Source organism: Tumebacillus flagellatus (genome assembly GCF_000714935.1).
GTDB lineage: Bacteria > Bacillota > Bacilli > Tumebacillales > Tumebacillaceae > Tumebacillus > Tumebacillus flagellatus.
Window position 1 is genome coordinate 119,191 of record NZ_JMIR01000012.1, and the last position, 25,993, is coordinate 145,183.

General features: G+C 58.4%; 21 protein-coding genes. 6 read left to right on the forward strand and 15 right to left on the reverse strand.

Annotation, left to right across the window (positions count from 1 at the left end; genetic code table 11):
- Positions 1-12: 12 nt before the first annotated feature.
- On the reverse strand, positions 13-2,043 hold the full coding sequence (locus EL26_RS10035; protein WP_038087654.1) for a (Fe-S)-binding protein: 2,031 nt from the start codon (positions 2,041-2,043) through the stop codon (positions 13-15).
- Between the two features lie 259 nt (positions 2,044-2,302).
- Between EL26_RS10035 and kynB the strand changes: the two genes are divergently transcribed.
- The gene (kynB, locus tag EL26_RS10040) at positions 2,303-2,941 is read left to right on the forward strand and encodes an arylformamidase (RefSeq protein ID WP_038087657.1); all 639 of its coding nucleotides are present in this window, start codon (positions 2,303-2,305) and stop codon (positions 2,939-2,941) included.
- Positions 2,942-2,967: 26 nt separating this feature from the next.
- On the opposite strand, the gene EL26_RS10045 is transcribed toward kynB, so the two are convergent.
- Entirely contained in the window at positions 2,968-3,399 is a 432-nt protein-coding gene (locus tag EL26_RS10045) for a hypothetical protein (protein ID WP_038087660.1), read from the reverse strand.
- Between the two features lie 113 nt (positions 3,400-3,512).
- On the opposite strand from EL26_RS10045, the gene EL26_RS10050 reads away from it, so the two are divergent.
- Entirely contained in the window at positions 3,513-4,982 is a 1,470-nt protein-coding gene (locus EL26_RS10050; protein ID WP_038087662.1) for a hypothetical protein, read from the forward strand.
- A gap of 275 nt (positions 4,983-5,257) precedes the next feature.
- Here EL26_RS10050 and EL26_RS10055 read toward each other — a convergent pair whose 3' ends face one another.
- The 10 genes from EL26_RS10055 to EL26_RS10100 form a co-directional block, all read right to left on the reverse strand.
- Positions 5,258-6,475 carry a DUF2515 family protein gene (locus tag EL26_RS10055; protein WP_052036213.1) on the reverse strand — a complete coding sequence of 406 codons (1,218 nt, stop codon included), beginning with the start codon at positions 6,473-6,475 and terminating at the stop codon, positions 5,258-5,260.
- Positions 6,476-6,596: 121 nt separating this feature from the next.
- Positions 6,597-7,373 (reverse strand): lysine 5,6-aminomutase subunit beta, encoded by a 777-nt coding sequence (gene kamE, locus EL26_RS10060; RefSeq protein WP_052036214.1) that lies wholly within the window; start codon positions 7,371-7,373, stop codon positions 6,597-6,599.
- On the reverse strand, positions 7,370-8,941 hold the full coding sequence (gene kamD / locus EL26_RS10065) for a lysine 5,6-aminomutase subunit alpha (protein WP_038087665.1): 1,572 nt from the start codon (positions 8,939-8,941) through the stop codon (positions 7,370-7,372). Before kamD ends, kamE begins: the two co-directional genes overlap by 4 nt.
- 4 nt (positions 8,942-8,945) lie before the next feature.
- Positions 8,946-10,592: a lysine 5,6-aminomutase reactivase ATPase KamC gene (gene kamC, locus EL26_RS10070; RefSeq protein ID WP_038087668.1), complete on the reverse strand. Its 1,647-nt coding sequence runs from the start codon at positions 10,590-10,592 to the stop codon at positions 8,946-8,948.
- Position 10,593: 1 nt separating this feature from the next.
- Entirely contained in the window at positions 10,594-11,709 is a 1,116-nt protein-coding gene (gene kamB, locus EL26_RS10075; protein WP_038087671.1) for a lysine 5,6-aminomutase reactivase subunit KamB, read from the reverse strand.
- A 1-nt stretch (position 11,710) separates the two neighbouring features.
- Positions 11,711-13,090, reverse strand: coding sequence for a lysine 2,3-aminomutase (gene kamA, locus EL26_RS10080; protein ID WP_052036215.1), 1,380 nt, complete (start codon positions 13,088-13,090; stop codon positions 11,711-11,713).
- 13 nt (positions 13,091-13,103) lie between these two features.
- On the reverse strand, positions 13,104-14,141 hold the full coding sequence (gene kdd, locus EL26_RS10085) for an L-erythro-3,5-diaminohexanoate dehydrogenase (RefSeq protein ID WP_038087674.1): 1,038 nt from the start codon (positions 14,139-14,141) through the stop codon (positions 13,104-13,106).
- Between the two features lie 189 nt (positions 14,142-14,330).
- The gene (locus EL26_RS10090) at positions 14,331-15,821 is read right to left on the reverse strand and encodes a sigma-54 interaction domain-containing protein (protein ID WP_038087677.1); all 1,491 of its coding nucleotides are present in this window, start codon (positions 15,819-15,821) and stop codon (positions 14,331-14,333) included.
- Between the two features lie 88 nt (positions 15,822-15,909).
- Entirely contained in the window at positions 15,910-16,365 is a 456-nt protein-coding gene (locus EL26_RS10095; RefSeq protein WP_052036216.1) for a GNAT family N-acetyltransferase, read from the reverse strand.
- Between the two features lie 131 nt (positions 16,366-16,496).
- A complete protein-coding gene (locus tag EL26_RS10100) occupies positions 16,497-16,736 on the reverse strand; it encodes an alpha/beta-type small acid-soluble spore protein (RefSeq protein ID WP_052036217.1) in 240 nt (79 codons plus the stop codon).
- Between the two features lie 391 nt (positions 16,737-17,127).
- On the opposite strand from EL26_RS10100, the gene EL26_RS10105 reads away from it, so the two are divergent.
- From EL26_RS10105 to EL26_RS23670, 4 genes are all read left to right on the forward strand, one after another.
- Positions 17,128-18,672: a M4 family metallopeptidase gene (locus EL26_RS10105; RefSeq protein ID WP_038087683.1), complete on the forward strand. Its 1,545-nt coding sequence runs from the start codon at positions 17,128-17,130 to the stop codon at positions 18,670-18,672.
- Between the two features lie 216 nt (positions 18,673-18,888).
- Positions 18,889-20,442 (forward strand): M4 family metallopeptidase, encoded by a 1,554-nt coding sequence (locus EL26_RS10110; protein ID WP_038087686.1) that lies wholly within the window; start codon positions 18,889-18,891, stop codon positions 20,440-20,442.
- Between the two features lie 334 nt (positions 20,443-20,776).
- Complete coding sequence (locus EL26_RS10115) at positions 20,777-22,321, forward strand: M4 family metallopeptidase (protein WP_038087689.1); 1,545 nt, start codon at positions 20,777-20,779, stop codon at positions 22,319-22,321.
- A 114-nt stretch (positions 22,322-22,435) separates the two neighbouring features.
- Entirely contained in the window at positions 22,436-24,061 is a 1,626-nt protein-coding gene (locus EL26_RS23670; protein WP_052036219.1) for a M4 family metallopeptidase, read from the forward strand.
- A 338-nt stretch (positions 24,062-24,399) separates the two neighbouring features.
- On the opposite strand, the gene EL26_RS10125 is transcribed toward EL26_RS23670, so the two are convergent.
- From EL26_RS10125 to EL26_RS23675, 3 genes are all read right to left on the reverse strand, one after another.
- Entirely contained in the window at positions 24,400-25,206 is an 807-nt protein-coding gene (locus EL26_RS10125; RefSeq protein ID WP_038087694.1) for an FTR1 family iron permease, read from the reverse strand.
- An 80-nt stretch (positions 25,207-25,286) separates the two neighbouring features.
- A complete protein-coding gene (locus EL26_RS24530; protein WP_081857105.1) occupies positions 25,287-25,457 on the reverse strand; it encodes a XapX domain-containing protein in 171 nt (56 codons plus the stop codon).
- Between the two features lie 21 nt (positions 25,458-25,478).
- Positions 25,479-25,904, reverse strand: coding sequence for a YwiB family protein (locus tag EL26_RS23675; protein ID WP_052036220.1), 426 nt, complete (start codon positions 25,902-25,904; stop codon positions 25,479-25,481).
- Between the last annotated feature and the right edge of the window lie 89 nt (positions 25,905-25,993).

Here is a 25,993-nt window from a genome sequence, read left to right on the forward strand (position 1 = left end):
CTTTCGTTCTATTTAATTCCCGAACACCGACATCGAAAGCAGTTCCACGACGTCGTACACCGGGAGATTCTCCTCGACGTTCTTCGCCTTGGTGCCGTCGGTGATCATGGTCATGCAGTACGGGCATGCGGTGCCGATCGCCGTCGCGCCGGTTTCGATCGCTTGCTCGGTGCGCATGACGTTGATGCGCTGTTCACCGGTGTCTTCCTTGAACAGACCGCCGCCGCCTGCGCCGCAGCACATCGACTTGGTGCGGTTGCGCTCCATCTCGACGAGCTTGACGCCCGGCAGTTTGGTGAGGATGTAGCGGGGTGCGGTGTAGATGTCGTTGTAACGGCCGAGGTAGCAGGAATCGTGGAAGGTCAGCAGGTGATCGACTTCGTGAGTCGGGTTCAGCTTGCCTTCGTCGATCAGTTGCGCCAACAGCTCGGTGTGGTGAAGCACCACTTCCAGTTCAAACCCGAAGTCCGGGTATTCGTTCTTGAAGGTGTTGTACGCGTGCGGGCAGGTCGTGACGATCTTCTTCACGCCGTACTCTTTGAAGATTTCGATGTTCGCTTCGACGAGCGATTGGTACAGCATCTCGTTGCCGAGGCGGCGCGCGGTGTCGCCGTCCGATTCTTCCTCAGCGCCGAGGATCGCGAAGTCAATGCCCGCTTCTTGGAGCAGCTTGGCAAAGGCTTGTGCAATTTTCTGGTTGCGTGCGTCAAACGAAGCGGAGGAACCGACGTAGTACAGCCATTCGACTTCGCCGTCGACTTCTGCCATCGTCTTCACGCCCATCTCTTTGGCCCAGTCGCCGCGGGTTTTGCGGTTTTGGCCCCATTCGTTGGATTGACGCTCAAGGTTTTGGAACGCGCGGTTGACTTCCGGCTCTGCTTTGCCTTCCGTCAGCACCAAGTAACGGCGCATGTCGATGATCTTGTCGACGTGTTCGTTGAAGACCGGGCACGCTTCTTCGCACGCACGGCAGGTGGTGCAAGCCCAGATTTCGTTTTCGGTGTAGACGTCGCCGATCAGCATCGGCAGTTCGGCGGTCGCCGCCACTTCCACGTTGGTGCCGTCTGCGCCGTGCACGCTGGAAGCTTTCTGCGCGACGAGAGAGTCGCCGACGGTGAGCAGGTGGTCTTTCATCTTGAGAATCAGGTATTTCGGAGACAGCTCCGTTCCGGACAGCGTTGCCGGGCAGTTGACGTGGCAACGGCCGCACTCGGTGCACGCATAGCCGTCGAGCAGTTGACGCCAAGAGAATTGATCGATGCGGCCGACGCCGAACTCTTCGATCGACTCGTCTTCGAGGTCGAGTTTCTTCAAACGACCTTTCGGGCGGGTGGAGTCGGTTTTGCGGAAGTAGGTGTTGAACATCGCGCCGACCATGTGCAAGTGCTTGGAGCGCGGGATGAACACCGCAAAGTAGAACAGGACGCCGGAGTGCAGCCAGAAGAAGATCTCCTTGACGACTTTCAGCGTGGTTTCCGACAGGCCGGCGTACACGGAGGTCGCGAGCCAGCCGACGACCGGAGCGACGAAGCCCGGTTGGCTGCCTTCCAGCGCGTCGTTTGCGCCCCAGAACGCGTAGTCGGTGAGGATCAAGAACGCGATCATGCCGACGATCAAGCCGGCTTCCATCGTCACATCCAAACGCATCGGTTTGAGGATGTAGCGGCGCAGCGCCGCGATGCCAAGCGAGATCAGCACGAGGATGTTCGCCATCTCATGCAAGAAGACAAATGCGTCCGAACCCAGACCCGGAATGTGATGCCCGCCGGTCAGATGGTAAACGAAGAAGTCCAACGCCCCGATCGAGATGATGATGAAGCCGTAGAAGATGACGGCGTGCGCGATGCCCGCCGGTTCCGCCAAGACTTTCCCTTGGCCGAGAACGTATTTGAAGAAGCCGCTGATGCGGGCGTCTCGATCGTTAAAACGATCCTCTTGGGCACCGAGCATCAAGTATTGATAGCGCTTGTAAAAAGCCGACAAGCTGTAGTACCCCGCTGCTCCGGCCAGCGCCAGGAACAGAAGAACGCGAATCCACTCCATGTAGTCTTCACTCCTTGTATGCCTAAAATATGAATGAATCATCATTCAAAACCGACCGATCGGTCGGTCCTTGCGGCGAGAAATGTCCTACCTATACTTATACACGATTTGCCCGAAAAATTCGAGAGTGAAATTTAGGTTGTGACGGCGGCTCTGGACAGTTTCGCGGGAATAGATGAAGATGGAGGAGGAAGAGACCGAATTGCTTGAATTTAGACGGATCGGTCAGTTTTGAGACCCGATTCCTTGGAGGTGCACGATGAAAATGATGTACGACATCACCATGTCCGTCTCTGCGCAAACCGCCCCGTTCCCCGGCGATACGCCGTTTTCGTTGGAATGGGTCTGGACGATGGAGATGGGCGGGAGTTGCAATGTGTCGCGGATCGTGATGAGCCCGCATGTGGGGACGCACGGCGATTCGCCGTATCATTATGGAAGCGAAGGCGGCAAGACGGAGGAAGTCCCCCTCGACGTCTATGTCGGCGAGGCGCTGGTCCTCGACGTGCCGCGTGACATCGGGCCGCTCATCACCCGGGAGTTTGTCGAAGCGCAGCTAAAAAACACCGCAGGCACACCCGCACGCGTCCTCTTCAAAACCGACTCCTACCCCGACCCTGCCGTCTTCAACACCGACTTCACCGCCATCGCACCCGAAGCGGTGCACTTCCTCGCCGGCCTCGGCGTCCGCTTGATCGGCATCGACACGCCGTCCGTCGACCCCGCCGACAGCAAGACTCTGGACGCACACGGTGTTTTCTTAACCCGCGGCGTGTACATCTTGGAGAACTTGCGCCTGCAAGACGTTCCCGCAGGCCGTTATGAACTGATCGCCCTGCCGATGAAAATCGAAGGCTCTTGCGCCGCTCCGGTGCGCGCCATCCTGCGCAGCCTCTAAATGGAACTCAAAAAACGCACTTGCGGTCACTGATACCGCAAGTGCGTTTTTCGTAAGAATTTATCGACATCATGCGAAAACTCAAACACCCGCGCTTGGTTGTCTTCCGAAAACAACAGCATCGCCGGCTTCTCTCCCGGACGCAGTATCAAATCAATCTCCGTGATCTCATCGTTCATCCACTGGTTTTCCACGCGGGTCGGCGGGTCCATCGGAATCTTCACGACCAGCCCTTTGTCCATGCCCAGATGTACGCGCGGCGAGAGTCCGGTGATCGTGCCGAGCCAGTTTTTGGCTTCGGCTTGCAGTGCGGGCGTGTTGTCGATTTTTTTGACGACTTCTTGTTTCTTGACGTCAAACACGAGAATCCGCTCCGGCTCCAAGGCGGCGTGCGCGCTCCCGCTCCCAAGCATCAGGGCACAAACCAAGCTCACAGCGGTCAGAAAAAATTTCCACATCCCCCTAACACCCCCGTTTGCCCATACGGTGCCCTTTCTCCTCCACAGTCATACGTCTTGACCTTCTCCCATACGTTGAATTTATGAATATCTTCAGGAAAGGGTGTCCCGCCATGTTTGTCTCTCGCACCGAACTGCTTCATCAATTCGAAACCCTGCGCCGTCAAGCGGCCGATCCCGATCTCTTCCTTGAAACCGAGACGGGAGGCGATCTGTGGGTGGACGGCCTCAACGTGCTGCTCTCGGTCGAGCCGGAAGATTTCAAGTCCGCGCTGGATACGTTTCACGCCTCCTACGACTATGAAGCCGCGTCCAAAGTCTCCTGCCTGCAAGCTCTCCATCGCTACACAGTCGACTCCGCCCGCATCGGAGAATTTGAGCTGTATCAAGCGCTGGCGCTCGGCATGACCTGGCTGTCGCTGCAAGAAGAGACGCAGGCGCAGTTTTTTAACATTCCCGTGCGCATTCTCAACCATTCGACCGCGCTCTTGCTCTCCCCCACTTATCAAGCGATCTGGGCGCACAGTTACAACGCCGGCATCACGCTGTTTCTCGATCTCGACACGCACCGCCTCAGCACGTTTCGCCCGGAACACGGACGCATCTATCAAAACGGCCATACGTATGTGCCGGGGCAGACGGTCAAATACCCGTTTCAGAGTTTCCACCACGAGATGGCGCACATCTTGCTGTTTCACGACCTCTATCCCCGCACGATGGGAGAGGGGGAGGCGGAAGACTCCACCGCGTTTGTGCACATGGAAACGTCGATCTCCTGCTTGGACGAACTGATCCTGTCCGAAATCATGGCGGTGCGCGACGACCTGAACTTGATCGACGACGGGTACATGGCGCATTCCACCTTCCCGGAGTACGGGCGGTTTCGCTATGAAGTGATGCAAGGACTGCACGCGCCTCTCACCCGGCGTTCGTTGGCGCTCTATCGCAAACGCTTTGTCTTGCTTGCCGAAGACGACGAGTGCCGCATCGCGGACAACCGCTTGAAACGCCATCTGCTCGCCTTGCATGAACTGCCCGACGAAGAGGTGCAACGCATCCGTGAGCCGTTTGCCCGCTACTTGCACGACCAAGAAATGCACGCGTCTTGGGCAAAGCAAGCTGCAAGCCGCAACCGGATTCCCTCCTACCGCGCCGTCATTGAACTGCTGCCGCCCGAGCCGTTTTGTCTGCAGAAATTTCAAGAGTGCCTTCACCCTGACGCTTGGACAGACCGTATCTCGCTGTTTTCCTCCGACTCGCTGCCGGAACTCGATTCCGAGTTGCGCCGCGTGAACCAACAACGGTGGAAATGGCGCGAATGGCTCAATCGCATCGCCGAACTGCGCGGATTCTTGGAAACGGAGCTGGACGACCTGAACTCGCTCGTGCAAAGCCGGCTGCTCGCGTTCGCCGACGACGCCGCCACCGTGCTCCGCAACGGCAACGACATTTCCCCGGCCTCCCACCAAGCGTTCACCCGCGACGTGGCGGACTGCCTCGCTGACATCGCGGTGCCGAAGGTTCGTGAGCGCGCCCTGCAGATGATCGAACATCCGTTTACGTACCTGTTGGAACCCCGATGATAAAAAAAGGATGCGGAAATGGTTAATAATGGTTCTGGAGTAAATAAAGGGTAATATCATAGTACAGAGGATATCCTTTACTCCTCAATCCCACTTGGAGGTGCTCCTTATGAAAAAAGTCGTGAAAGTCAATGTTTCGAAAAACGCTGTGGTCCAACAAGTCAAGGAAAAGTGTATCCCGGATATCTGCCGCGCTAGCTGCCTCTAATCCACCCAACACATAAGAAACACAGAAAAACCGCTCTCTTCAGCCTGTGCGCCGGAGAGCGGTTTTTTTATTCGCGACTCTGTTTGTTTCCGTCCCACCACGTCTCGGCGGCGACCGCTTTTTCAATCATGGCGAGGGTTTTGGCGCAGGCGGCGGTCAGGTTGAAGTTTTTCCCGGGGCGCGTCCCGTACAACTCCTTCGCCGCGTCGGCGCTCCGGCACCAGTCGTGCCCGCCCGGCGGCTCCGGGTTTTCGACGTCCGGCCAGGCGTCGCCAAGCGGGGGCGAGTGCAGAGGCAACGCCCCTTTTTTCAAAAAAAGCCCGTTCAAGCGCGGGCTGTACCGTTGCTCCGACTGCTCTTGCTCCTGCCGCTTGGGTGTGTACAGATGCGGCCAGTAGTCTGCCCGCGACGCGGTGTGCGGCGTGCGCTCCGCCCATTTCAGCACGCCGTCGTACACCTCCGGCTTCCCGAACAAGATCGCGTACAACCGCCGCCCCGTGTCGATACGCTCCGTCAGCGACAGAAACGTCGCCACCGTGACGCCCGCCAATTGCACCTTGGGCTTGTCGTAGGGGCTTTGATAAGGAAACACCACTTGCGTCAGATTGAGAATCGTCTGCGCCTTGAACTCAAACGAATTCATTACGGGGAGGTACTTCGGATTGCGGACGACGCGGTGCTCGATGTAGTTTTGCTCGTTGACGACGAGCGCCATCGTCAGCAACTCCGAGTCGTTCGTCTCCCAAAACCGCTCCCAGACGATGCTCATAAACTGCGACACGCCAAAGTACGGCAACAGATGAAACAGCGGCTTGCCCGCGTCCCGGCTGGCTTCGTACAGCAACAACTGCGGATAGGCATCGCCGAAGATCAAGAAATTCGCCCGCTCCAGAAACTGAAAAAACTGCTCCGCCTCCCTCCCCTCCATCATCCGCGGCAGCAAGTCGCCGCGCAGGTCGGTCATGTTGTACCCGCCGTTGCGCGAGACCATGTGGGCGAGCAACGCCCAATGCAGTTCCGGGGCGCGTTGGAAGATCTCCCAGTACGCGGTCGTGCGGGTGACGTTGTTGCGGTTTTGGCGACGCGTTTCAGAGAGGATGCGGTCGTAGAGGGCGCGGTCTGCTCCCTTCAGCAAGGACGGGTCGGCGGGAAGGGGGGTTTTTTTCAAACGCTCGTGCAGGCAGCGGGAAATCTCCCGAATTTCAGACGCATTCGAGAAGCCCGACACCCGCGCCCGCACTCGTTTGCAAAGCGCGAGCCAACCTTCGTACACGGAGTTCCACATGTTGACTTGCCCCCCATTCTTCTGCGGACGTTCCACATATCGTATGTTATGCCCCGCAAGAGGTGAAAAAAGGCATCTCCGTTGAAAGGAGCGCCTCTTGTCACGACCAAATTAAGGTAACCTACTTTAATCCCCGCTTCATCATCTCTTGCACCACATAGCTCGCCACATCCGGTGCCAGCGTCCCCGGCCCGAAACCTGCGTCATAGCCGAGCTCCAGCGCCAGTTCGTGCCCGATGCGCGGGCCGCCGCAGATGAGGATCAGCTTCTCGCGCAATCCTTCCGCCTCTAACAACTCGACGAGTTGCGCGAGGTTCGGAATGTGCACGTCCTTTTGCGTGACGACTTGCGAGACGAGGATCGCGTCGGCGTTCAGTTCGATCGCTTTGGCGACCATCTCTTCATTCTCTACTTGCGCCCCCAAGTTGTACGCGTCGATCATCGGGTAGCGCTCCAAGCCGTACTCGCCGTTGTAGCCCTTCATGTTCATGATCGCGTCGATCCCGACCGTGTGCGCGTCCGTGCCCGTGCACGCGCCGATGATCGTAATCTTGCGCCCGAAGTTCTCTTCGATAAACTCGTTGATCTCGTAAAACGACATGCGCGGCGAATCGACTTTCGCCACTTTGATCTTGGTGAAGTCCACCGCCGCTTTGGTCTTGGCGTACAACACCACAAACGTGAAGTCTTCTCCGAGGTCATGCTGGTGCGTCACCGACGGCTCCACGAAGCCCATCTGCGTCACCAACTGCCGCGCCGCTTCCGCCGCTTCCTCGCCGGGCGGGACGGGCAGCGAGAACGACAATTGCACCACGCCGTCGTCGAACGTGTCGCCGTAGGGGCGCACGTGCGTCATGTCGCGGTTTTTCCAAGGTTCGTAGCGTGCCGCTTCGCTCATCGTGCCATCGCCTCCAATCCCAACTCCGCCCGCAGCAACGTCTCAAACGGGTTCCAATAGTCCTCGGCGCGCATGAACACGCCGTGCAGACCCTTGCCGCCGGTCATCGTGCGCTTCACGTCGGCAAACATCCCGCGCGAAATCGCTTCGAGCATGCCGATGTCGCGGATCTCTTCAAGTTTCGCCGCCGCGTCGTTCAGCACTTCCTGCGCCCGCGCCACGATCTTGCCGTCGCGCTTGTATTCGATCTCTTCGCCGAAGTTGCGCATGTTTTTGAACACGTACTTCGCCGCTTCAATCGCGATGTGCCGATCGTGAATGAGCGGCGTGTGAATCGCTTCCGTCATCATGCCGAGCAATTGAATGCCTTGGTTGGTCATCACGCCGACCATGTTGAACAGCGTGTCTTGCACATGTCCTTTGAAAATGTTCCCGGTCATGTGCTTGGTCGGCGGCATGTACTTCAGCGGCGCGCGCGGGAAAATCTCGCGCGCCATCTGCGCCTGCGACAGCTCCAAGAGGAAGCCGTCTTCCAAGTCCGGGCTCATCTCAAACGCGTGCCCAAGCCCCATCTGCTCTTCCGGCAGGCCGGAGCGCAGCGCCAACTGCTCGTTGATAAACTGCGACGCCAGCACGGACGGCGCCTGCTCCACCGCGTCGGCGGTCGTCAGGTAGTTGTCTTCGCCGGTGTTGATGATGACGCCCGCAAACGAGTTGATCATCCGCGAGAAGTTCTGGTCGACGAGCGTGCGCTGCATGTTGATGTCGCGGAAGAGGATGCCGTAGAGCGCGTCGTTGAGCATCACGTCGAGGCGCTCAATCGCGCCCATCGCCGCGATTTCCGGCATGCAAAGCCCGGAACAGTAGTTGCACAGTCGGATGTAGCGCCCGATCTCTTCGCCTACTTCATCGAGCGCCGCCCGCATGATCTTGAAGTTCTCCTGCGTCGCATACGTTCCGCCGAAGCCCTCCGTGGTCGCTCCGTACGGCACATAGTCGATGAGGGATTGCCCCGTCGAACGGATGACGGCGATGATGTCCGCGCCTTGGCGGGCCGCCGCTTTCGCCTGCACGACGTCTTCGTAGATGTTGCCCGTCGCGACGATGACGTAGATGTACGGCTGCGGACCTTCGCCGAGGCGCGTGAGGTACTCGTCGCGCTTGGCGCGGTTGGCGCGGATGCGCTCCAAGCTGGCGGTTGCGAGCTCGATGCCCTTTTTCCGAATCTCGTCAAGGGACGCGAGCGGAAGTTCGCAGAGGTTCAGAGTGCCGTCCGCCACCGCTTCGCCGATCTCTTGGATCGTTCGGCCGGTTTGCAGGACGGCGTTCAAGACAAACGTCGCCGCGCCGCGCTCCAGCACGCCGCCTTCCTTCAAGTGGTCGACGACGACGTTCGGGAGCGGCACATAGTCCGCGTCCACGCCGTCCATGCCGTACAGTCGCAACACGGTGCGCTCCACCGCGACGGTGGTGCGCTCTAAGATAAAGGACTGCAACGAGTCGGCGATGTCGGACGCCGCCGTGCGGGCCCGGGCGATCAGGTTCGGGTCCAAGTACAGTTTGCTCATGGGCTCAGGGGCCCTCCTTTCGAATGATCTCCTCCGGCAAGCCGAACAGCCGCGCAATCCGCAACGCGTCCTGCGGCACGTCTTGGCTCTCAGCCGGGAGAAGCCGGTAATCCATCGCCTGTTGCAACTCCGCCAGCAGGCGTTCGGGGTCGGGCGTCGAGCTCTGCGACGACTCCCACTTCGCCCACACGTCGGGGCGCAGGCCCGCCACGCGGAATCCCTGCAAGCCGGGAACTCCCGTCACGCCGGGGAAGTGCGAGGCAAAAAGCGCACTGTGCGCGGTCGTCATCAGATACTGCGCGAGACCGACCGCCAACCGCTCGCCTTCTTGCGGGTTGGTGGTGCGCGCCACTTCGTCGAGCAAGAGCAGGGCGCGGGTCGGTTCGCGCAGCAGTGCGGCGAGGCGCTGCATCTCCGCGCCAAACGAACTCAAGCCGCTGACCAAGCTCTGTTCGTCGCCGCCCGACCAGCCGATGCGATCGACGGGCTCGAAGCGGAATTCGTCGGCGGGAACGGGCAGCGCGTGTTGCGCGAGGGCTTGGAGCAAGCCGAGCGTTTTCAGCGCGACGGTCTTGCCGCCCATGTTCGGGCCGGTGATCAGGCCCACGCCGGGCTGCAAGCGCATGTCCAGCGGCGTGTACACGCCCCCGCGGGATTCTACCCCCGTGCGGGCGGTCGGATGCCAGCCGGTGCGAAGGAGCCAGCCTGAGCGAAGGACGTCCGACGTGTCACGCGATTCATTGTGCTCGACGCGAGGTACGCCGCACTCGTTCCATTCAGCCGCACACGCGCCCCACTTCTGGGCAACCGCCGCTTTTGCCAGCGCCCAGTCGAGACGTCCGCAGGCGTCGTATGCATTTTCCAAGTCGTCGGCGTACGGTGTAAGGGAAGTGACGATGCTCTCCAGCACGAGGGCTTCGCGATCCTCGATCTCCACCAAGAGCCGCTCCCGCTCGGCCCGCATCTCCCGCACCGCTTCCGGTTCTATCACTTCAAATACGGCCTCAAACACATTCACACCTTGCAACCGCAAGTCTTCATGGGTGAGATCGGCATGTTTTTTTTCCAAGATCACCAGCCCGTCGCGGGTCGGCGCTTTGCCGAACGCGGCGCGCAGGCGGTCTGTCTGTTCCTTCTTCGCGGCAAAAATCGCGGCTTCAAGCCTCCGCGCTTCCTCTTGCAACGAATCCAACACCGCATCGCCGAGGTCTTGCAAGGAGAACGCGGGCACCAACTCCCCGCGCGGGTTGAGGAGGCGCAAGAGAGCATCCCAGTCGAGACGAGGCCACCAAGCAAAGCCGGGCTCCCGAACTCCCTCAAGCCGACTCTGCAAGTCACGGGCTTGCCAGAGGAACGTCTTGACGTCGAACAAGTCGACCACGCGCACACCCGCCCGCTGGCGGATCAAGTTCAGCACGGGCGCCAGGTCCGGCACGCGTACCAACGCGTCCCGGCAAGCTTTCGCGTCCTCGAACGCAAACGTTCGAGCGACCTGCCAGTCCTGCATGGACTCCTGCCACGCCGCCCGCTCGTCAGGCAAAAACGGCCGCACGCCGCGCCGCAGCCGCTGCCCCGGCTTGGAGACCGTCTGAAACTGCGCCCAGACGTCGCTCCAACCCAGCGCTTGCTTTGTCGTCTCGTCCCAGAACATGCTACGCCTCCTCTCCTTGCACATCCACGACGGTCAGTTCCCCGCCGACCGCTTCTTGCACCGCCGCCAGCAACTCCGCGCGCGGCAAGTCATATCCGGAAACGGAATGCGGGTTCACCGTCAGCCCCAGCACCTGCACCGCACGGCGCACCATCACCCGATGCCCTCGGCGCAGGAACTTCCTCCATGCCTGCGCCGATGCAAAAAAGTGCGTCGCGTCCGGCAGCACCACCGTAAATCCGCGGGGCAGCCCTTCCAGCATCCCAAGCAGCCGGTCGGTGACGGCGCCGGAAACAGCCAGCACACGGGCTTGCTCTGCCCCCGGCCACTTCGCGTCGGTCAGCGGGTTGGCGACGAAGCTTGAGACCTGCTCCAGCACAACCGGCTCCCATGCCTCGTCAGACCCTGCACCGGAACCTGCCGCTGACCCCGGATCGACATCTGCATCCAAAACTGAGCCTTCTCCTGCTCTTGTCCGTGGACACCCGACCACCAACCCGCCGTGCTCCACCGCAACGTCCAGCAGCCTGCCGATCGGCTCTTCCGCCACCGGCAAAGCAAACCGTTGAACAAAAAACGCACTCTTGCGCGCCGTCTCTTCCACCGTCGACGCCACCACAGCTCCCGTCGCGAGCACGACGCCCTCTGTCAATTCCGGCGACGCCGCCATCATCCGATCAAACGCGCCGTCCACAAAACACAAGTCCGCTCCGAGCTTCTCAAACTCCCCCAGCACCGCCTGCACTTGCGCGGCGTAGCGAATGCCCGCGAGCAACACCGTGCCCGGCCGTTCCACCCGCGCCAGATACACGTCTCCGAGAGTGGACGAGAATCCCGTCCGCCCCACGACGGACAGCACCGCGCTTCCGCCGTTCAACACATCCCCCGCAGACGCCACGAGGGCGCCGGCCGGGACGTACACGTCCGGCTTCGGCACCCCCATGATGGCATCGCGGCGCTCGCCGTCCACACCGATGGACACGACGCCCAAGCGTCGACCCGCTGCGGCGGCCTCTGTCAGCAAAGTGTTCATCGCCGTCGTCTTGCCGGCATGCTTGGCGATGCCGACGATGGCGACGCGACGGACACCCCGCTCTGCGATCGCCCGGTACAGCATCTTACTCCTCGTCGCTTTGTTCCAGCAGATGGTCGTTGATCGTCTCCAGCGCCGCTGCCGTCTCTTGCACCGCGGATTGCTCCTTCGGACGGCGGCGCTTCAAGCCCTTCGGCTCCAGCGACAGTTGCTTGTCGTTGAGCAGGCGCGCGATGCCGATTTCGTTGTCGGTGCTGTGATCGTGCGTGCAGGTCGGCGGGCACCCTTGGTCTTCGTAGGTCGGCTCATGATACACGGAGATGACGCCTTCGAAGTTGCGGAGCACCACTTTGCTGTGGCCTTGCGAAAGCACGTAATTCGGCATGACCGGGATCTTCCCGCCGCCGCCCGGCGCATCGACGACGAACGTCGGCACCGCATAGCCGGACGTGTGACCGCGCAGCTGCTCCATGATCTCCAGACCTTTCGACACCGTGGTGCGGAAGTGCTGGATGCCTTCGGAGAGGTCGCATTGGTAGATGTAGTACGGACGCACGCGGTTGAACACGAGGTCGTGCATCAGTTGTTTCATGATGTGCGCGCAGTCGTTGACGCCGCGCATGAGCACCGTTTGGTTGCCCAGCGGAATGCCCGCGTCGGCGATCTTGTGACACGCCGCTTTCGCTTCCGGAGTCAGCTCATCCGGGTGGTTGAAGTGCGTGTTGATCCAGACCGGGTGATACTTCTTGAGCATGTTGACCAAGTTGTCGGTGATGCGCTGCGGGAACACGACCGGCGCGCGGGTGCCGATGCGGATGATCTCCACATGCGGGATGGCACGCAGGTTCGAGATGATGTATTCCAACGTCTTGTCGTTGACAAGCAGACCGTCGCCGCCGGAGAGCAGAACGTCGCGGATCTGCGGCGTGCGGCGGATGTAGTCGATCGCCGCGTCGAGCTGCGGCTTCGGCACGGAGTGGCCGACTTGGCCGGAGAAGCGGCGGCGCGTGCAGTGACGGCAGTACATCGAACACTGGTTGGTGATCAAGAACAACACGCGGTCCGGATAGCGGTGCGTCAACCCCGGCGCCGGCGCGTCTTCGTCTTCGTGCAGCGGGTCTTCCATATCCCACGGCGCGCGGGTCATCTCGTCAGACTTCGGAGCCGCTTGCAAGCGAACCGGGCAGTTCGGGTCGTCCGGGTCCATCATCATCGCGTAGTACGGCGTGATGCGCAGCGGAATCGACATCTTGATGTTCTCGATGCCCACGCGCTCCGATTCGGTCAAGTTGATGACTTGCCCGAGCGCTTCCGCATCGTTGATCGTGTGCGTCAACTGCCACATCCAGTCGTTCCATTGGTCGTTGGTGACGTCCTTCCACAGCGAAATGTCGCGGAAGTGACGTTTTTGCTTCCCGTAAAAATGTTGCGGCAAACGCTCTTGGGTCGGTTCCAAAATGCTCATGGATAAGTCCCCCTTATTGGTATTTGGATTCAAACACTTCTCTCAGTTGCGCCGATTCGCGCAGCAAATTCAACGACATCTCGGCATGGCCTTTGGTATAGCCGTTGCCGATGATCATCTTCACGTCCTTGCCCACGCCTTCCGCTCCCAGGGCGGCCGCCGTAAACGACGTCGCCATCGAGAAGAAATACACCGTACCTTCGTCGCGCGTCGAGAGGATCGACGCCATTTCGGTGTTCGGGATGTTCACGCAGTTGATCGTGACATCCGCCATCCGGCCTCCGGTCGCTTGCTCCACCGCTTGGAGCACGTCGACCGGCTTCGTGCAATCGAGGTTCAGCACGACGTCCGCCCAGCCCAAGCCCCGCAGGCGGTCGCATCCGGCCTCGCCGTACTCGACGGCGATGATCGTGCCGTTCGGCCCTGCCGACTTGCGCGCTTGGCAGAGCACCATCGTGCCGCTCTTGCCGCCCGCTCCGAGCACGACGACCGTGTCGCCTTGCTGCACCAGTTTTTCCGTCTGCGCCGGTGCCCCGCAAACATCGAGCACCGCCAGCGCGACGCGGTCCGGAATCTCACCGGGCAGTTTCGCGTACAGCCCCGATTCAAAGAGAATCGCTTGCCCCTTGATGTCCACTTGGCCGGTCTTCACGTCCATGTGCGTAATCTCGTCGATTGTCAGCGGCGTGAGCGAGAGCGAAACCAGCGTGGCGATGCGGTCGCCCGGCTTCAAATCGATTCGCCCTGCGAGTTCTTCCCCAACAGCGCGGACGGTGCCGATCAACATCCCGCCCGATCCTGTTACCGGATTGTGATGTTTGCCGCGCTCGGCGACGATGCGCTTCATGTGCTCGCCGATGCGCTCGGGGTTTCCGCCCTCTGCTTCTTTGATTTGTACGAACGAGGCGGAGTCGATGTTCAACGTCTCCACGTCGAGCAGAATTTCATTGGAATAAATCTCCATCGTGTTGTCGATCCGCCAAGCCGGCTGCGGCATCGTGCCCACAGGCTCCAAGACGCGGTGCAAGCCGTAGCGATTCCCTTGCTTCATAACAGGCGATCCCCCTTGCGTCGTTTGTGTCTGCTCCCTAACCATTGCAAACTCCGTGCCAACTCTCTTCAATCTTCAGAAAAAAAGAAAAAAAGACCGCCCGGCAAAGGTTTTCCCTGCCAAACGGTCGTCTCTTCCTTTTTTCACTTCCCAAAGCCCTCTACACAAGCGCCGAAAATTCGGCACTTCTCACTCGTCTTGCTTCTGCTGACGGCTCAATCGGTACTGCAACGTCTGCCTCGGCACCTGCAACAGCTTTGACGCTTGCTGGATGTTGCCTCCGGTCTGCTCCAACGCCCGCCGGATCAACTCTTGTTCCAGCCGCTCCATCGACTCGCGCAACGGCCGCACCCCGTCAGCCAACCCGATTGCGGACATGACGTCTCCGCCCTCCGCCCGGTCGCCCCCTCGCGCAGACTTCGCGCTCGGCAACGTCGTCTCCCAGCCCAAAGCCGCCTGTTGGATCGCCGGCGGCAAGTGCTCCCGCTCAATGCGGTCGCCCGCCACCAAGTTCATCGCCCCTTCGACGGCGTGCTCCAGTTCGCGCACATTGCCCGGCCACTCATAAGCGAGGAAACGGTCTTGCACGTCCGGCGCCAACTCTGTCACCGCCTTGCCGAACGCCGCGTTGAACTTCGTCAGAAACGCCCTCGTCAGCAGCGGAATGTCTTCCCGCCGCTCCGCCAAGCGCGGCAGATGCAGCGACACGACGTTCAAGCGGTAATACAAGTCGGAGCGCAACAGCCCCGCTTCAATTGCCTGCAGGGGGTTTTGATTCGTGGCGGCGAGAATCCGCACATCCACTTCGATCACCTTCGTATCGCCCACCCGGCGCACGAGACCCTCTTGCAACACGCGCAGGAGCTTGGCTTGCAACTCCATCGGCATCGAGTTGATCTCGTCGAGAAACAGCGTCCCGCCGTCCGCCAACTCAAACAGCCCCGGCCGGGTCTCCGCCCCTGTGAACGACCCCTTGACCGTGCCGAACAGCAAGCCTTCCAGCAAGGGGGCCGGGAGCGCCGCACAGTTCTGCGCGATAAACGGCTTGTGGCGGCGCGGCGACGCGTTGTGAATCGACTGCACGAACAGCTCCTTGCCCGTCCCCGTCTCGCCGGAAAGCAAGACCGGCGACGACGTTCCCGCCGCCCGTGCCGCCAACTCCTTCAATAAAAGCATTTCGCGGCTCTGCGTCAGAATCTGATCGAACGTCCAACGCGCCTCCAGCGGACTTCGTTTTTTGGAAGAGGCTTTCGGAACGCCGACCACCTGCGCTTGCAGGTCGAGCAGTTTTTCGCTCAGTTCTTTGAGGCGGGTGAGGTCTTTGGCGACTTCCAGCGCTCCGATCAACTTGCCTCCGGAGAGGATCGGCAACGTGGTGTTGACCGTGTGCACTTTGGTTCCCCGCGACGTGGTGTACGTCTGCGGCGTGTCCGGGATGCTCCGCCCCGTCTCGATAACGGTCAAAAGCGTCGACGTGCCGTGCTCAAGCGACGGAAACACCTCCAATAAGTGCCGCCCGATCACCTCTTGCGGCTCCAAACCGTCCAGTCTCGCCGCCGCTTCGTTGTAATAGATGGTGATGCCCTTGCGATCCACCGCGTGAATGCCTTCGTCGATGGAGGCGAGGATTGCGTTGAGCATCTCCACCGTCTCGCGCGTTTCGCGCTTCTCTCGATCCATCCCGCATCCCCTCCTTGCTTCTGCCGAAATCCCGGCACTTATATCGCAGAAATTCCGGCACCTATTCCCGAAAAAAAGGACCCTTGCCCTAAAGGGTGCGGGCCAACATCAACCGATCCCGACAGCGGATGCCGTCTTCAACGATCGGATGCTCATATTCGCGGACGAAATAATCGTGTTCGATCTCCATGATCCGAAATCCGAGTTTCTGATAAAAAGCCAAATTTCCGATGCTGGAGTTGCCGGTGCGGACGATCACTTTCTCCACACTCTCCCGCTCCCGCAGCAATTTCAAAATCGATTCCAACAGCGAGCGGCCGTGACCTTGGCCTTGGTACTGCTCGCGGACGGCGATGTTTTTGATTTCCACCACACCGTCATCCGGCGCGGTCAGATGGAGCACGCCAACCGTCTCTCCCTCCGAGGTGAGCCAAGAATACAGCTCCCCTTCCGGCAAGTAGCGGCGAACCATCTCCTCCGACGGGTCGGCCAACAACAGCAGCGGCAGATAGGCCTCGCGGTTTTTTTGCACAGTGTGTAGCACGGCGCATTCCCTCCTGTCTTCTGGCACTCTTCTCTACTTACGAAACACAGATTGAAAACTCCTCTTTTTACCCCGTAAATTCCAGCAACGTTACCTGTTCTTACAAGATTCAACCGCGTTCACCAGACTGCTCACGACTTCCGCCGAACTCTCCGTTTCTCGCTCTGGCTCCGTTTTTGATGCTCAATCACCAGCGGGAGGCGTTTTTTCAGCTGGGATCCGATCGTGCCGAGATCCTTGGAAGGCACGCTTCCCCAATACCCGTCCGGCGGTAGCGTTATGCCGTACTCGACGGCGATTTCAGACTTTAACCGCTCAATCATATCCCGAATTTCAGGGTCTTCAAGATTCCATTTATCACTTCGACTCATACTCGACATATACACTCCTTACAATACGTGGTAATGAGATCAATCAGCCGGACGATACCTCCCTGTTTGACACGGCACAGATCAGTTCCAGTATCGCCCCTAAGGCCGCTCAATCAAACTTCAAGTCAAAAATCATTCCGTCCTGCAAAACATTCCGGTTTTTGTCGAGTCAAATGAGGAAGAAAGCTGTCTAATTTTCCCAATCCGTCACAAATTGTGGCGGATTTTATCTTTATTTTAGTTTTTTCGCATAACTCACTAGAAATGGTGTGCTGTATTTTTTCAAGAATTTTTTAATTTTCTGTTGACAGCGTACATTTACAGGGTGTACGATGATTTTGCAGACGACAGAATCGTCTGACAAAAACAGACTTATGGGAGGTTTTCTCGAATGAACAAGAAGCTCATCACGACTTTGGTTATGTCTTCCCTCGTCGCTTCCGCTTTCGCAGTTTCCGCAGGCGCTGCTCCGGCAGACAAAGCAACCCTGAAAGACGAAAACGGAAAAGTTCACAACGTTGTCGGCTCCCTCGGCAAAGTATCCGGCGCAACCGCTGAAGCGCGCGCAATGGCTGCTCTTGACCTGGTTGGCAAAGACTTCGGCTTTGCTAAAGCTCAAGGCAACTTCAAAGTTAAAGAATCCCACAATGACGAAAACGGTGTGGCTCACACCAAGATGAACCAAGTTATCAACGGGATCAACGTTCTCGACCATCAAATGATCGTTCACGAAGCGAACGGCGACGTGCAAGGCGTAACCGGCGACTTTGCAGCGCTCACCCCGAACGCTACGAAAGCTTCCATCACCAGCGTTCAAGCGTCTGACAAAGCAGTAGCTTCCACCGGTTTCACCGGCCAACTGTCCCGTCCGGCTGTCGCTGAACTGACCTACGTTGCTCAAGGCAACAAAGCGGTTCTCGCATACAAAGTCGAAGTTGCATTCCTCGATGCAGCTGAACCGGGCCGCTACCAAGTGCTCGTAAACGCAGTTGACGGCTCCATCATCTCCTCCGTCAACCTCATCGAAAACGCCAGCAACGCGGTTGGCTCCGGCACTGGCGTTCTGGGTGACACCAAAACCATCAACACCACGCTGAACGGTTCCACCTACTACCTGGAAGACCACACCAAAGCGATGACCGGCGACATCGAAACCTACGACATGAAAAACGGCACCTCCACCGGTTACTACTACACCAGCACCACCAACAAGTGGACCGCTACCAACCAACGCGCTGGCGTTGACGCTCACTACTACGCAGGTCAAGTGTACGACTACTACAAAGGTCTGGGCCGCAACTCCTACGACAACAATGGTTCCTCGATCTACTCCTACACCCACTACTCTTCCAAATACAACAACGCATTCTGGGACGGCGCTGAAATGGTCTACGGTGACGGCGACGGCGTAACCTTCATCGCTCTGTCCGGCGCGTTCGACGTCGTTGGTCACGAATTGACCCACGCTGTCACCGAGACCACCTGCAACCTGACCTACTCCGGTCAATCCGGCGCTCTCAACGAGTCCTGGTCCGATGCTCAAGCATCCGTCATGGATTCCGGCGACTGGATGATCGGTGAAGACGTCTACACCCCGGGTACCTCCGGCGACGCTCTGCGCTACATGGACAACCCGGCAAAAGGCGGCCAACCGGCTAACATGTCCGGCTACGTGAACACCACCTCCGACAACGGCGGCGTCCACACCAACTCCGGCATCCCGAACAAAGCGTTCTACAACTTCGCAACCGCGATCGGCTCCCGCACCATCGCTGGTAAGGTCTGGTACACCGCTTCCCGCGACTACATGACCTCTTCCACCAACTTCTCGGGCGCACGCGCTGCTACCCTGTCGGCTGTAGCTGCACTGTACGGCTCCACCTCTTCCTACTACACCGCGTTGAAAACCGCTTGGTCCAACGTCGGCGTCAACTAATTCGCAACTGCCCCAAACCCCGTGACTTCGGTCGCGGGGTTTTTTACCTTTCCTTTTAGGAAAACCAAAATTATTAATTAAATTCCATCCGATTGAAATTTTCTTGAAAAAACCGTTCCAAATGTATTGACGGACGATTCTGATATGTCGTAGTATTTAGCTCAAGGGCCGGACACTAAATCGGCTCAATATAAAATAAACGGAGGTCAATACAAGATGAACAAAAAGCTCGTTACCACTTTGGTCATGTCTTCCCTCGTCGCTTCTGCTTTCGCAATCAACGCTGGCGCAGCAGTAACCGACAAGTCCACCCTCAAGGACGAAAACGGCAAAGTCCACAACGTTATGGGCGCGCTGGGCAAAGTATCCGGCGCAACCGCTGAAGCGCGCGCAATGGCTGCTCTCGACCTGGTTGGCAAAGACTTCGGCTTTGCTAAAGCTCAAGGCAACTTCAAAGTGAAAGACTCCCACGCTGACGAAAACGGCGTTGCTCACACCAAGCTCGACCAAGTGATCAACGGCATTAAAGTATTCGATCATCAAATGATCGTTCACGAAGCAAACGGCGACGTTCAAGGCGTAACCGGCGACTTCGCAGCTCTGACCCCGAACGCTACCAAGGCTTCCCTGACCTCGGTTGCTGCAATCGACAAAGCGGTTGCGTCCACCGGCTTCAAAGGCCAACTGGACCGTCCGGCTACCGCTGAACTGACCTACGTTGCTCAAGGCAACAAAGCAGTTCTCGCGTACAACGTAAACGTTGCGTACAACGACACAGCTGAACCGGCAAACTGGTCGATCATGGTCAACGCGGTTGACGGCTCCATCATCTCTTCCCTCAACCAAATCGACTTCGACCAAGCGGGCACCGCTTCCGCGAAGGGCGTTCTCGGCGATACCAAAACCGTTAACACCTACTACTACACCTCCTATGGCAACTGGTACCTGGAAGACCACACCAAATCCGGTCTGACCAGCACTGGCCATGACATCGAAACCTACGACTGGAAGAACGGCACCTCCACTTACTACGACATCGCGTCGACTTCCAACACCTTCAGCAACCCGGCTGCAATCGACGCTCACTTCTACGCAGGCAAAGTATACGACTACTACAACAGCCTCGGCCGCAACTCCTGGGACGGCAAAGGCGCTTCCATCTACTCCACCGTCCACTACTCCAAAAACTACAACAACGCGTACTGGGACGGCTCCAAGATGGTATACGGCGACGGCGACGGCGTAACCTTCATTTCCCTGTCCGGCGGCTTCGACGTAGACGCTCACGAAATGACTCACGCTGTAACCCAAACCACGTCCAACCTGACCTACTCCAACCAATCCGGCGCTCTGAACGAGTCCTGGTCTGATGCTCAAGCATCCGTTATGGACTCCAAAGACTGGTCGATCGGTGAAGACGTCTACACCCCGGGCACCGCAGGCGACGCTCTGCGTTACATGGACAACCCGGCCAAAGGCGGCCAACCGGACAACATGTCCAAATACGTGAACACCTCTTCCGACAACGGCGGCGTTCACACCAACTCCGGCATCCCGAACTTCGCGTTCTACAAATTCGCAACCGCAATCGGCTCCCGCACCATCGCTGGTAAGGTTTGGTACGTTGCTTCCCGCGACTACATGACCTCTTCCACCAACTTCTCCGGCGCACGCGCTGCTACCCTGAACGCTGTTGCAGCTCTCTACGGTTCCTCCTCTTCCTACTACTCCGCTCTGCAATCCGCTTGGAGCGCAGTAGGCGTCAACTAATTCACAACTGTACAAAAACCGCGGCTTCGGTCGCGGTTTTTTGTCGTGCCATCATGTCCTGGATCGAGTTTCCGATCCCAACAAAAGCACTGTCGAAAGTGGTCTCAACCATCCGGTTCTGCGTACGTTTATGCAACTACCTTGCAAACAGCTTTGCCCCGGATCGGGGTACGCCCGTTCTAAATTCCTCCACAAACCACGCAGGTATTGGATTTTTTGTCGTTATTTAAAAAATTCCCTAAAAAATTATTGACAGATTATTCGTTCCACTCGTATAATCAAAACACGGACAGGTACCTTTAGAGAAAATAAAATTTCAGGGAGGTCATTTATGATGAATAAAAAGTTGGTCACCACGCTGGTCATGTCTTCGCTGGTCGCTTCCGCATTTGCAATCCATGCAGGTGCTGCTCCGGCAGACAAGCAAGTCTTGAAAAGCGAAAACGGCAAGGTTCACAACGTTGTCGGCAATCTCGGCAAAGTAAGCGGCTCCACCGCTGAGGAGCGCGCTCTGAACGCCCTGGACCGTGTAAAAGCTGACTTCGGTTTCGCAAAAGCTGCCGGCTCCTTCAAAGCGAAGGAAAGCCATGTAGACGAACTCGGAACCGCTCACACCAAACTGAACAACGTCATCAACGGCATCGACGTATTCGGCCAACAGATGATCGTTCATGAGAAGAACGGAGACGTTGCAGGTGTCACCGGCACCTACCAAGCACTCGTTCCGAACGCTGCCAAAGCATCCATCGAATCCATCGTCGCCATCGACAAAGCGCTGGCTGAAACCGGTGTTTCCGAAACTACCCATACGCTGACCGGCGCTCTCGACGCGCAACTGACCTATCTCCCGGTAGGCGACAAAGCGGTCCTCACCTATAAAGTTTCCGTCAACGCACTCGGCGACACCCCGGTTCGTTCCGACGTCTTCGTCAACGCTGTTGACGGCTCCATCGTGAAAACCATCGACAAAGTGGAACATGTCGTCGGTACCGGTATCGGTGTGAAGGGCGACATCAAGTCGATCAACACCACCCTCCGTTCCGGCGCGTACTACCTCGAAGACACCACCAAGCCGATGACCGGGATGATCCGTACCCGCGACATGAAAAACAAAACGATGCTCATCTACGCGATGACCGACGCGGACAACAAGTGGGACACCACCTACCAACGCGCTGCTGTTGACGCTCACTACTACGCTGGTCAAGTTTATGACTGGTACAAAAACAACGTAAACCGCAACTCCATCGACGACAAAGGCATGTCGATCGAATCGCTCGTTCACTACAGCAAAAACTACAACAACGCGTTCTGGGACGGCGCCGAAATGGTCTACGGCGACGGCGACCAAGTCAACTTCACCTACTTCTCCGGCGCAGTTGACGTTATCGGCCACGAGTTGACCCACGGCGTCACCGAAAAAACCTCCAATCTCGTCTACCAAGGCCAATCCGGCGCTTTGAACGAATCCTGGTCTGACGCAATGGGTGCCGTCATCGAAGGCAACAACTGGCTGATGGGCGAAGACATCGTCCTCCCGGCATACGGCTACTCCGCGTTCCGTTCGATGCAAGACCCGACGATCTTCGGCGACCCGGACCACATGAGCAAGTACGTGAACACCACCTCCGACAACGGCGGCGTGCACACCAACTCCGGCATCCCGAACAAAGCGTTCTACAACTTCGCAACCGCAATCGGTTCCCGCGCGATTGCAGGAAAAGTTTGGTACACGGCAGATCGTGACTACATGACCTCCACCACCAACTTCTCCGGCGCTCGCGCAGCGACCTTGCAAGCGGTCGCAGCTCTCTACGGCTCCACCTCTTCCTACTACTCCGCGTTGCAAACCGCTTGGTCCGACGTCGGCGTCAACTAATCCCTCGCACAGCAAAGCCCGTGACTTCGGTCGCGGGCTTTTTTATTGACGATTTAACAAATATGTCATACTATTTAGATAACATCTCACAATTCCCAAGGAGGGGCTGTTTCAATGAAAGCAAAACACTTGGCTCCACTCCTGTTCAGTACAGCCCTGCTGCTTCCGTCTACTGCTGCATGGAGTTCCCCTGAGGGGGAGGCGTTTCGGCAAATCGGCGAGACGTTGCACCTGCAGAACCCCGAGGAGTTTTTCTCCTATGAAAGCAGTCGGTTGGACGAATACGGAATTCAACATCTGCGTCTGCAACAGACGCTTCATCAGATCCCGGTGTATGGGCGCGTGCTGCTGCTCCATGAGAAAGCCGGCCACCTGCTCGGCACGAGCGGTTCCTTCCAAACGCTTACCCCCAACACCGACACCCCGGTCATCTCGTCCGCAGACGCGGTGACGAAGGCGGCCGAAGCGGTCAAGTTCGCCGGATCGACCGACGGCGTGTCAGTGGATCTCACGTACTACCCGACTTCGGACGGCAACGCGTACCTCGCGTATGCGGTGCAGTTGAATTGGATGGGAGACGATCCGGGACGCTGGACCGTGTTGATCGACGCGGTGGATGGATCTGTGATTTCTTCCATAAACAAAATCGAGCGCGTCGCTTCGAAGTTGCAAAACGGAGTGTATTACTTAATAGATGAAACGCGTCCGCTGTTTGAGCAATTCGGGTCGACGATCCGCACCTATACGTTTAACGGCGGCACGCAGGCGGAGTCGATGGTGACCGACCTCGACAACAGCTGGGACAGCGACGGGCAGCGCGCGGCGGTGGCGGCGCAAGAGAATGCCGGGATCGTCTATGACTACTTCCTCAAGCATTTTCACCGCAACTCCTACGACGGCAAAGGCAGTTCGATGATCAGCTCTGTGCTGTTTGGCGGCAAGGGCTCCGATGCGTTTTGGGACGGGACGCGCGTGGTGTACGGAAGTCAGGCTCCGCTCGACGTTTCAGCGCATGAATGGACACATGCCGTGATCGATTCCACGGCGGGTCTGCTGTACAGCGGACAATCGGGAGCGCTCAGCGAGTCGTGGGCCGACGCCCTGGCTTGCGCAATTGAGGGAAAAAACTGGACGATCGGCGAGGATTTGAAACCCGGCGGGCTGCGCACGCTCTCCGACGAGGCGGACCTGCACAAGCTCCAATCCGGAGAGGCGTCGTTGTCCGCGTCCCTCGATACCGCTCATGATTTCCAAGCGCACCAAGGTGTTCCCACCAGTCCCGGCGGCAACGTCCCCCTCACCCTGCACTCTCTCGCTCCAAGCCTCGTGCACCAAGACCCGACGCAACCGCCAGACCCTCCTCAGCAACCAGATCCGACTCAACAACCAGACCCTACTCAACCGCAAGACCCCACCGAACAGCCTGACCCGTCGGATTCCGGTGACACGCAGTCCAACCCGGTGCCGCTTCCGCATCCCCAACTCCACGAACCTGTGATCGACATCCATGCGTATGCCGCGGTACCCAACCGGGCGTTTTACAACTTTGCCACCGCCATCGGCGACCGCGAACGTGCGGGTCTCGTCTGGTACATCGCCCTGCGCGATTACATGACGCCGGACGCCGATTTCTCCGCCGCCCGCCTCGCTACCCTGCAAGCCTGTTCCGTCCTCTACGGAGCCGACTCGGACGCCGCCCGCGAACTGGCCAGCGCTTGGAGCGCAGTCGGTGTCGAATAGAAGCGGGCTCTGCGTTCACCGTGCCCGCAGGTACAGCCGCTCCTGACAAACAAGTCCTGAAGAGCGAAAAAGGTCCCGTGCACAACGTCATCGGCAAACTTGGCGAAGTTTCCGGCTTCACTCCGGAAGAACGCGCTCTGAACGAACTCGATAAAGTTACCCTAGACTTCGGTTTTGATACCGACACGGCAACTTCAAGTCGAAGCAAGTCGTTACCATCATAGACGAAAACCGGCTCGTCAGCGACGACATCTACACCCCGAACACCCCGGCGGCGGCCAGGACGAACGTAGGGCGTCAACTAAGACGAAGACCCCTGACACAGAAAAAGGCCCCTGTTAGGAGGCCTTTTTCTTATTCGCATAGAACCAAGCGCCGACGACGGCCAGATACCCGAGGTAGACCACCGCTTGTAAAATGGACGGCTCCGGCGTGTAGCCGACGAACGCATGCAGCAAATCGCCCGCGGCGTTCTCCACATCGAGGATGGACGAGGTATCCCACAGCACGTAGTTGCCAAATGCCAGGTACCCGAGTTCCTGCAGCGCGCCGATGCCGTCGGAGAGCAGGCCCGCCGCGAAGAACACCAGCACAACTTGCAGCACGCGGAACAGCTTGTCGACGCTCACCCGCTTGCCGAGCGCATAAATGCCGTACCCGGCATACCCGCCGACGAGGATGCCGATCAAACCGCCGATCAAGTTCGCCCACGGATTTTCCACCATCAGCATCGGAATCATGAACACCGTCGCTTCAAGCGCTTCCCGTGCAATCGTAACGAAGACGAACAGCCAGACGGCCCACATCGAGCGCGTTTCCAAGACTCCGGAAATCCGTGCTTCCAGTTCGGTCTTGGGTTTGTTGCCTTTCTTGCGCAACCAAAGCGTCATGTACGTCAGGACTGCGCAGGCGATGAAGTAGGTGATGCCTTCGATCAGCACCTGCAACGGCGTTTCCGCATACTCGCGCACGGTCAAGTACACCACGCCACCGCCGATCAGCGCCACCAGAATCCCCGCGATTACCCCGGCCCACATCGCTTTGATCCGATACTGCTCGTTGCGAGCGGTCAGAAAGGCGAAGAGAATCGAGCAAATCATCGACGCCTCCAACGACTCCCGCAAAAAAATCAAAAACGCCGCCATATTCCCTCACCTTTTTCCCAATGTACTTGTCTTAGGTTATGAAACAGGGAGAGAATTGGCGTTCCACGTTTGTCCTGATATTAGAACATCCCTTTGATCCACTCGACAACTTGCGCGCCGAGCCAGATGCCGACGATGCCGAGAATCCCGGAGAGGACGGGCGGTGCCGGGAGCGGCAAGCGCATCAGTTGAAACAGTGCGCCGACGATCGCGCCGGTCACCAGCGAGAGAAGCAAGATCTTCGTATCCATGTCGTTCCACCTCGTTTCGCCTTACAGCGGTTTGACTTCGACTTGTAACTCGATACGACTCTTATCCCCCGCCAGCCGGAGATTATACAACGCATCGAGCGTTCCGCCCTGCGCTCCCATGTTGACGACGAGGTGCGACGTGCGCGTGACCAATTCAAACGTCCCGTGCGGGGTTTTGTACGTGCCGGTCTGCTCCGCGCCTTTGACGAGCGACTGCTTCATCACTGTCTCGCCTTGGCGGATCAAGGTGACGCGGCGTCCTTCGATGCGCAGCGTCGTCAACGTTTGCCCCAACCCTTGCTCTTCTCCTTCGCGATAGGAGATGTAGAGCACATCGCCTTTTTGATACAGCATGCCTTCGGATTCGGTGCGAAACGTCATCCGCTCCCCGTTTTTGGCGCGTTGCTGCGACCGAACGCGGACTGCCACCTTCAATTTGCCTTCCATGTTCACCACTCCCGTTTTTCACAAATCCGATGTTTGAAAAAAGCAACCCCGGCATCCGGAGTTGCTTTTTTCTGCGAACTTATTTCTTC